This window comes from Methylobacterium sp. WL12 (genome assembly GCF_008039475.1).
Taxonomy (GTDB): Bacteria; Pseudomonadota; Alphaproteobacteria; order Rhizobiales; family Beijerinckiaceae; genus Methylobacterium; species Methylobacterium cerastii.
The window spans coordinates 1-7745 of record NZ_VRUW01000137.1; the positions used below are offsets into that span (position 1 = coordinate 1).

The window sequence follows — 7745 nt, forward strand, 5'->3', positions numbered from 1 at the left end:
TCGCCAGTTCGATCCGGCCCGTCTCGGTCGTGACCGTCTTGCGGCCGTAGCCGTTACGGCTGTTGCCGGCGTCCTCGCCCGCCAGATGATGGTCCATCTCGGCGTTGAGCGCCCGCTCGGCCAGGGCCTTCTTCAGCCGATCAAGCAGGCCGTCGGCTTCAAACGCCGCCTTCGGATCGGCACCGGCCAGCAGCTGGTCCAGGATCGCGTCAGGGATGTGGGGTGCTTTGCATCGTGCCATCGGAAACCTCCTTCGGGTCCACTATGGCCGCCTCCACACGAAATTCCTGACAGTCCCGAGGTACCCGGCCCCCGAGAAGCTGGAGATCATCCGGCTGGTCGAGCAATCCCACCTGCCGGTGCGTGCCACCCTGGACAAGCTCGGCATCACCCGCTCGACGTTCCACCGCTGGTACGACGCCTGCCGGCGCGGCGGCCCCGAGGCGTTGAATGACCATCGCTCAAGGCCGAGCCGGGTCTGGAACCGCCTACTTGCAGAGATCCGCGAGCAGATCGTTGCTCTGGCCTTGGAGCAGCCTGAACTCAGTCCGCGTGAGCTGGCGGTGCGCTTCACCGACGAGCGCCGCTACTTCGTCTCGGAAGCGACGGTCTACCGGTTGCTCAAGTCTCAGGACCTGATCACCAGCCCGGCCTATATCGTCATCAAGGCCGCCGACGAGTTCCGCGATAAGACCACCGCGCCCAACCACCTTTTGGCAGACGGACTTCACAGCCCTGAAGGTCGTTGGCTGGGGCTGGTACTACCTGTCGACGGTCCTGGACGACTTCTCACGCTACATCGTCGCCTGGAAGCTGTGCACGACGATGCAGGCCAGCGACGTCACCGCCACGCTCGACCTGGCGCTGGGTGCGGCTGGGCTCGATCAGGCGCGGGTGATGCCGCGGCCACGCCTGCTCTCCGACAACGGGCCGAGCTACGTCGCCAGCGCCCTGGCTGACTGGCTCGGCATTCGGGGCATGACCCACATCCGCGGTGCGCCATGCCATCCTCAAACGCAGGGCAAGATCGAGCGTTGGCATCAGACGCTCAAAAACCGCATCCTGCTCGAACACGCCTACTTGCCCGGCGAGCTGGAGACGCAGGTTGCCGACTTCGTCGAACACTACAACCATGCCCGAACCCATGAGAGCCTGAGCAACCTCACGCCCGCCGACGTCTACTTCGGACGCGGCGAAGGGATCCTGGCCGAGCGGGAACGCATCAAGCGCCAGACCCTGATGGATCGCCGCTTGCGCCACCACGCGCAGGCCGCCTAACCTCCTACCCCAGATGGACCAGAGCCTCTGTCCCTGAACACCGCTGAATGTCCCAAATCATCTGACGACGGACAAGCGCCCGACAGGTGGAGGCATCGAAGCGGCCGTTCAATAGTGTTGTCCGTCGTCTCAGGACGAGGCGCGGGAGTAGTCCATCCGCTCAAGGTCGGCCAGCAGGCCCGGTCCGGTCGGATGCCAGCCGAGCCGAGCCTGAGTCCAGACACTGGAGGCCGACATGTCGAGGCCGGCGAACAGGCCGAGCCAACCGAAGTGTCCGGCCGCTTCTTCCGGCGACAGGGTCGTCACAGGCACGTTTAGGCCGCGGCCGATGATCTCCGCGATGTCGCGGGCACGGACACCCTCCTCGGCGACGGCGTGGTAGCGAACTCCCGCATCTGCCTTTTCCACTGCGAGGCGATAGAGGCGCGCCACGTCGAGGACGGGACCTGCCGCCCAGCGGTTCGCCCCGTCACCGACATAGGCCGATACGTCTTTGGCGCGCGCGAGATCGATCAGGTAGGTGACGAGCCCCTGCTTGACCGTATCGTGGACCTGCGGGAGGCGCACCACCGACACGTTCACACCCTCGTTCAGAAGCTCTGCCCCCGCGAGTTCCGAGGCCACGCGCGGGTTAGGATACTCGGCATTGAAGACCTCCTCGGTCGCCGGCTGCCCTGAGGCCGAGCTACCGATGCCGACCCCGGAGGTGATCACGAGAGGCCGGTCGGAACCCTTGAGCGCCGAGCCCAGGGCCGCGATGGCGCGCCGGTCCTTCTGGCAGTTGGCGACGAAGTCGGAGAAGTCGTGGTCGAAGGCGGTGTGGATGACCCCGTCCGCCTTGGCAGCGCCGCGGCGGAGGCTGTCGACGTCCTCCAGGTTGCCGAGGAACGGTTCGGCCCCGGCTTCGGCAAGGGCCCGTGCTCCGGCCTCCGATCGCGTCATCCCGAGGACCCGATGGCCCGCGGAGAGGAGTTCGGGGACGATGGCCGAGCCGATGAAGCCGGTGGCGCCGGTGAGGAAGATGAGCATGGGATGCGGTCCGTTGGGTTCGGACGCCAACTATCCGCTCACCGTCGATCCCGTTAAAGTAGTGACCGTATCCCGGTATACCGATTAACAGGATCGTCATGCTTGCCAGCTCGGAAACCTCGCTCGGAGCATACCTGCGGGACCGGCGGACCAGGCTCGATCCTGCCGCGCTAGGGTTCTCTGGACGCCGACGCACGCCCGGCCTGCGCCGGGAAGAGGTCGCCCAGCGCTCGAACATTAGCGCCACTTGGTACACGTGGCTGGAGCAGGGACGTGGCGGAGCGCCCTCGGCCGATGTCCTGAACCGCATCGCGGTCGGGCTGATGCTGACCGAACCCGAGCGCGAACACGTGTTCATGCTCGCCCTTGGGCGTCCTCCCGAGGTCCGCTACACGCCAAAGGAAGGGATCACCCCGCGCCTGCAGCGGTTGCTCGACACGTTTGAAGTGAGCCCCGCGCTGATCAAGACGGCGACCTGGGACGTGGTTGCCTGGAACCGCGCCGCCGCCGTGGTGCTGACCGACTGGGCCGCGGTCCCTTCCGGCGAGCGTAACATCCTGCGCCGCATGTTCGGCGACCCGTCGGTGAGGGCAGCTCAGCATGATTGGCTTAGCGTCGCTCGCTATGTCGTCGGGGCGTTCAGGGCTGATGCGGTGCGGGCAGGCGCCGCATCCGAGGTCAACGCACTGGCAGAGGAATTAAGTCGCACCAGCCCGGAGTTCGCAGCGCTTTGGCAGGAGAACGACGTCCGGGCGCACACGGACGGGGTCAAGCGGCTCCGGCATCCGATCCTGGGCTCCATCGAGCTGGAGTTCTCGGCCTTCTCCGTGGACGGCCGTCCGGATCTCGGCATGATCGTCTACAATCCCGTTACGCAAAGCGTTCGGGATCGAATCGGCGCACTCCTTCGCGGGATTCACGATAGGATCGAGACCGAGTACCCCCTTACGAAACCTCTCTAGGCGTATGGGCTGGGGGCAGCCGTGGAGCGTACCGATCCGGTTCTCGAACGAGCCAGGCGGACAGCGGCGTCTCCGCGTATCGCGGCAGTTTCGCGAGCCGTATCATCGGCTTTCGACCTGCTACGTTGATCAACGTCCGCCATGGGTCGAATGCGGTCCAACCGCTTTTCCGTCGTACCCGCCTTCGAACGGACGTCCATGCCGTGCGTGGGAGCGAGGCGATCAATTCGATGGCGTGCCACGACGGGGACATCGACGCGCAAGTCGTTTTGCCTCGACCAAGGCGCCTATCGCCTCGCTGCTGCCACTTGCCGAGGGCACACGTAGACCATGATCCCAGGCAGTTCGGTCCTCTCAGGCGGCGGTGCCATGGGCGCGCTCATGCGTGCCCACGACTGGTCGACCACGACCATCGGGGTCCGGGAGCAATGGCCACCGTCGTTCGTGACCCTCGTGCGCATCATGCTCAACTCGCGCCAACCGATGTTCATCGCCTGGGGTTCGGATCGCACCCTCGTTTACAACGATTCCTATGCGCCCATGCTGGGCTCGAGACACCCATCGGCCCTTGGCCGTCCCTTCTTCGAGACGTGGCCCGAGGTCCGCGACGAGGTCGGCGCCCTGATGGACCAGGTGTTCGCGGGCGACCCCGTGCACATGGACGACCTCCAGCTTACCCTGCATCGGAACGGCTATCCGGAGGAGACGCATTTCGCGTTCTCCTACACCCCCGTTTCGGGAGATGACGGCGTTGTCGAGGGCCTGTTCTGCGCCTGCACCGAGACGACCCGACAGATCCTCGTCGAGCGCCGGTCCTTATCCGAGCGGCAGCGGCAGAGATCGCTCTTGCAGCAGATGCCGGGCTTCGTCGCCGTGCTGCGCGACCCAGACCACGTCTTCGAGTACGTTAACGACGCCTACGTCACGATCACCGGCCGGCGTGACTACCTGGGCCGCGGCGTCCGCGAGGTGTTCCCCGAACTGATGGGACAAGGGTTCTTCGAGCTTCTAGACCGGGTCTACGCCACGGGTGAGGCCTACACGGCCAGCACCTTGCCGATCCGGTTCGCCGGCGAGGACAACGACCGCTTCATCAACTTCATCTATCAGCCTATCCGCGACGACGCAGGCGCGGTCACCGGCATCTTCGCCGGTGGGTACGAGGTCACCGACCAGGTGCGTTCGCGCGCCGCCCTCGCGGACAGCGAAAGCCGCTATCGCACCCTGTTCGAGAGCATCGACGTCGGGTTCTGCATCATCGACATGAGGTTCGACGATGCGGGCCGTGCCACCGACTACCGCATCGTCGAAGCCAATCCAGCCTTCGAGAGGCAGACCGGCGCCGACGTCGTTGGTCGTTGGGTCAGTGAGTTCGCCCCTGACCTGGAACCCTACTGGTTCGACCTGTACGGACGCGTCGCGCGAACGGGCGAACCGGCGCATTGCGAGAACAAGGCCGACGTCTTCGGGCGCTGGTTCGACGTGCGCGCGCTCCGCGTCGGCGATCCGCTGGACCGGCGTGTCGCGATCCTGTTCAGCGATATCTCCGAGCGGAAGCGCATGGAGGAGGCGCTCCGCGTCATGAACGCGACGCTGGAACGCCAGGTCTCCGAACGGACCGCCGAGCGGAACTTCCTCGCGACCATCGTCGAGCGCACTGATATCATGGTGATGGCCGCCGACCTCGACTACACGATCCTGGCCATCAACAAGGCGAATGCCGACGAGTTCGAGCGCATCTACGGCGTGCGCCCCAAGGTAGGCGACAACATGCTCGACCTGCTCGCGGACCAGCCGGAGCACCAGGCTCAGGTGCGGGCCAGTTGGGCGCGGGGCCTTGCCGGCGAGGAACGCACCATCGTCGAGGACTTTGGCGACCCCGCCCGTGTCCGACCCTATTACGAGATCAGTTTCCGCACGTTGCGAGACGAACGGGGAGGCCGCATCGGTTGCTACCAGTTCGTGACCGACGTCACCGAGCGGTTGCGGGCCCAGGCCGAACTCGCCCAGGCACAGGAAGCCCTGCGTCAATCCCAGAAGATGGAGGCGGTCGGGCAACTGACCGGGGGCCTGGCCCACGACTTCAACAACCTGCTGGCGGGCATCTCAGGCTCGCTTGAATTGATGCAGACCCGCATGTCGCAAGGCAGGATGGGCGATCTCGACCGCTACATGACGGTCGCCCAGGGTGCCGCCAAGCGCGCGGCGGCCCTGACCCATCGCTTGCTCGCCTTCTCAAGGCGCCAGACCCTCGACCCGAAGCCCACGAACGTGAACCGCCTGATTGCGGACATGGCAGAGCTCGTTCGCCGGACCGTCGGCCCGGCCATCCATCTGGAGGTCTTCGGCCTAGCGGGAGTCTGGCCCGCGCTGATCGATCCGGGGCAGCTGGAGAACGCGCTACTGAATCTTTGCATCAACGCCCGAGACGCCATGCCGGACGGCGGCCGCATCACCATCGAGACCGCCAACAAGTGGATGGACGACGCCGGCGCCCGCAAGCACGACCTGCCCCCGGGGCAGTACCTCAGCGTTTGTGTGACCGATACCGGCACCGGCATGTCCGCCGACCTGATGACCAAGGTGTTCGAGCCGTTCTTCACCACCAAGCCCCTTGGCGAGGGGACAGGGTTGGGTCTGTCGATGGTCTACGGCTTTGCGCGCCAGTCCGGAGGGCAGGTCCGGCTCCATTCGGAAGTCGGAGAAGGCACGACGGTCTGCCTCTACCTGCCGCGCCACTATGGCGAGGCCGACGAGGTCGAAGGTATGCACAGGCTCGCCGAGGCCGAACGCGCCGGCCAGGGCGAGACTGTTCTGATTGTCGATGACGAGCCCTCCGTGCGCATGCTCGTCACCGAGGTCCTGGAGGATCTCGGCTACACCGCCATCGAGGCCGCCGACAGCGTCGCCGGCTTGAAGGTGCTGCAGTCCGACGTGCGCATCGATCTTCTGGTCACGGACGTCGGACTGCCGGGCGGCATGAACGGGCGCCAGATGGCGGACGCTGGGCGCGAGCGCCGACCCGACCTAAAGGTGCTCTTCATCACCGGTTACGCCGAGAATGCCGTGCTCGGAAACGGCTATCTTCAGCCCGGCATGCAGGTCTTGACCAAGCCGTTCGTGCTGGAGACGCTCGCCGCGCGCATCAAGGAAATGACCAAAGCATTTCAATGATGCGCGGGATGCGGCCTCTCGCAGGGTAAGTACATCAAGCTATCCGTGGGCGGCCGCGTGCCGAACCACCCCGGCGCGGGCGAGGCCAGGGACCGGCGGCACGAGGGGCAGAGCCTCATTGCCCAGCTCTTCTCGGGCGCCACATGGGAAGGCCAACGCCACGAAGGAACGCCCATGCCTGACAAGGACGAGCCGAAGGCCGACAGCCCACACACCGCTGACGTGAAGAACGCCGTTCCGAATATCGAGGGAAGTCACACGAAGGAGACCGTCGATCCGGCGGAACGCCTGCCGGAAGACCCCGAAGAGCAGAACGATCTGGCGTAGCACCCTGGACGGTTCGGCCCGCCCCGATCTGCTCACGGAGCGGGGGAACCCCGGATCTCACCAGCTAGGCCGATACGCAGTACATGGCCCGCATGCAAAATGGCGGCGCTTGGTTAGAAGCCCGTCACCGCGACGGGTGCCGCGGTGTGCCGGAACGGGGCGCTGAGCGGCCTCAGGTCGTCGCGGCGACCTTCTTCCGGCCCTTCGCCTTGGGAGCCGCCTGGGAAGTCTCTGCGGCCTTACGCGGCCGACTGCGGGTTTTGGGCGCCTCAGAGACCGTCTCGTCGGCCTCGGCGGCATTGGGGACCGCCTTGCGCAGTTGGCCGAGGCCGAGCGAGCGAGCCAACTCGGAGCGCTTGGCGGAATAACTCGCCGCAGTCGAAGGGTAATCCGAAGGCAAACCGTAGCGCGCCCGGTAGCTCTCCATAGTCAGGCCGCTCTTAGTCAGGTGGCGCTTGAGCGTCTTGTACGGCTTACCGTCGATAAAGCTGACGATCGCGTCCGGTGTGATCGACTTCTTGACCTGCGCCGGCGTCGGCTTCTCGGGGCCAGCGGGCTCGGCAGGCGTCGGGTTAGCAAGACCCGCAACGGCAGCATGCACGCTGGCGATCACGCCAGGCAGCTCCGACACCGGCACGTTGTTGTTCGACACGTAAGCCGAAACGAAGTCGGCAGCGAGTTCCATGAAGTTGGTGGATTGAGCTCCAGCTTGTTCGTCCACGACGATTCCTTCCATCCGGCCAAGCGCGTAGCCGACCACGCGGCTGCAGGTCATGCGCGCGCATGAGGCGGGTAAGCGCTCGGTGATGGGCCTTGCGGGTCAGGCGGCCTGAGCGAGGTCCGTGAGCGGGGCCCAGTTCCACGGTAGCAGTTCGCCCAGGCGTCGGGCCGGATGGTCGGCGATGCGGGTGAGGACGTCCCGCAGGTAGGCCTCGGTATCGAGGCCGTTCAGCTTGGCCGTCTCGATCAGCGTGT

7 protein-coding genes and 1 pseudogene are annotated in these 7745 nt (G+C 65.7%); 4 read left to right on the forward strand and 4 right to left on the reverse strand.

All coding sequences use genetic code 11. From position 1 onward, the window contains the following. Positions 1-241, reverse strand: a 241-nt coding sequence (locus FV226_RS26155) for a transposase (RefSeq protein WP_187278859.1), incomplete at its 3' end; no start/stop codon positions are given. 58 nt (positions 242-299) lie between these two features. Here FV226_RS26155 and FV226_RS26160 point away from each other — a divergent pair. Beyond that, positions 300-1278, forward strand: a pseudogene (locus FV226_RS26160) (IS3 family transposase); the annotation flags it as partial. A gap of 129 nt (positions 1279-1407) precedes the next feature. Here FV226_RS26160 and FV226_RS26165 read toward each other — a convergent pair. Then, positions 1408-2307 (reverse strand): SDR family oxidoreductase, encoded by a 900-nt coding sequence (locus FV226_RS26165; protein WP_147765219.1) that lies wholly within the window; start codon positions 2305-2307, stop codon positions 1408-1410. Between the two features lie 98 nt (positions 2308-2405). Between FV226_RS26165 and FV226_RS26170 the strand changes: the two genes are divergently transcribed. The 3 genes from FV226_RS26170 (at position 2406) to FV226_RS28230 (ending at position 6770) form a co-directional block, all read left to right on the forward strand. Then, a complete protein-coding gene (locus tag FV226_RS26170) occupies positions 2406-3269 on the forward strand; it encodes a helix-turn-helix transcriptional regulator (protein WP_147765220.1) in 864 nt (287 codons plus the stop codon). Between the two features lie 369 nt (positions 3270-3638). Then, positions 3639-6443: a PAS domain-containing protein gene (locus tag FV226_RS26175; protein WP_147765221.1), complete on the forward strand. Its 2805-nt coding sequence runs from the start codon at positions 3639-3641 to the stop codon at positions 6441-6443. Between the two features lie 174 nt (positions 6444-6617). Then, positions 6618-6770, forward strand: coding sequence for a hypothetical protein (locus FV226_RS28230; RefSeq protein ID WP_187278860.1), 153 nt, complete (start codon positions 6618-6620; stop codon positions 6768-6770). A gap of 172 nt (positions 6771-6942) precedes the next feature. Here FV226_RS28230 and FV226_RS26180 read toward each other — a convergent pair whose 3' ends face one another. Beyond that, positions 6943-7506, reverse strand: coding sequence for a MucR family transcriptional regulator (locus tag FV226_RS26180; protein WP_147765223.1), 564 nt, complete (start codon positions 7504-7506; stop codon positions 6943-6945). A gap of 84 nt (positions 7507-7590) precedes the next feature. Continuing rightward, on the reverse strand, positions 7591-7745 hold a 155-nt coding region (locus tag FV226_RS26185), incomplete at its 5' end, for a transposase domain-containing protein (protein WP_147765222.1).

Bases quoted from the DNA above. Each gene is read 5' to 3' on its own strand.
- FV226_RS28230 (WP_187278860.1), top strand. From the start codon at position 6,618: ATGCCTGACAAGGACGAGCCGAAGGCCGACAGCCCACACACCGCTGAC.
- FV226_RS26175 (WP_147765221.1), top strand. From the start codon at position 3,639: ATGGGCGCGCTCATGCGTGCCCACGACTGGTCGACCACGACCATCGGG.
- FV226_RS26165 (WP_147765219.1), bottom strand. From the start codon at position 2,307: ATGCTCATCTTCCTCACCGGCGCCACCGGCTTCATCGGCTCGGCCATC.
- FV226_RS26170 (WP_147765220.1), top strand. From the start codon at position 2,406: ATGCTTGCCAGCTCGGAAACCTCGCTCGGAGCATACCTGCGGGACCGG.
- FV226_RS26180 (WP_147765223.1), bottom strand. From the start codon at position 7,506: ATGGAAGGAATCGTCGTGGACGAACAAGCTGGAGCTCAATCCACCAAC.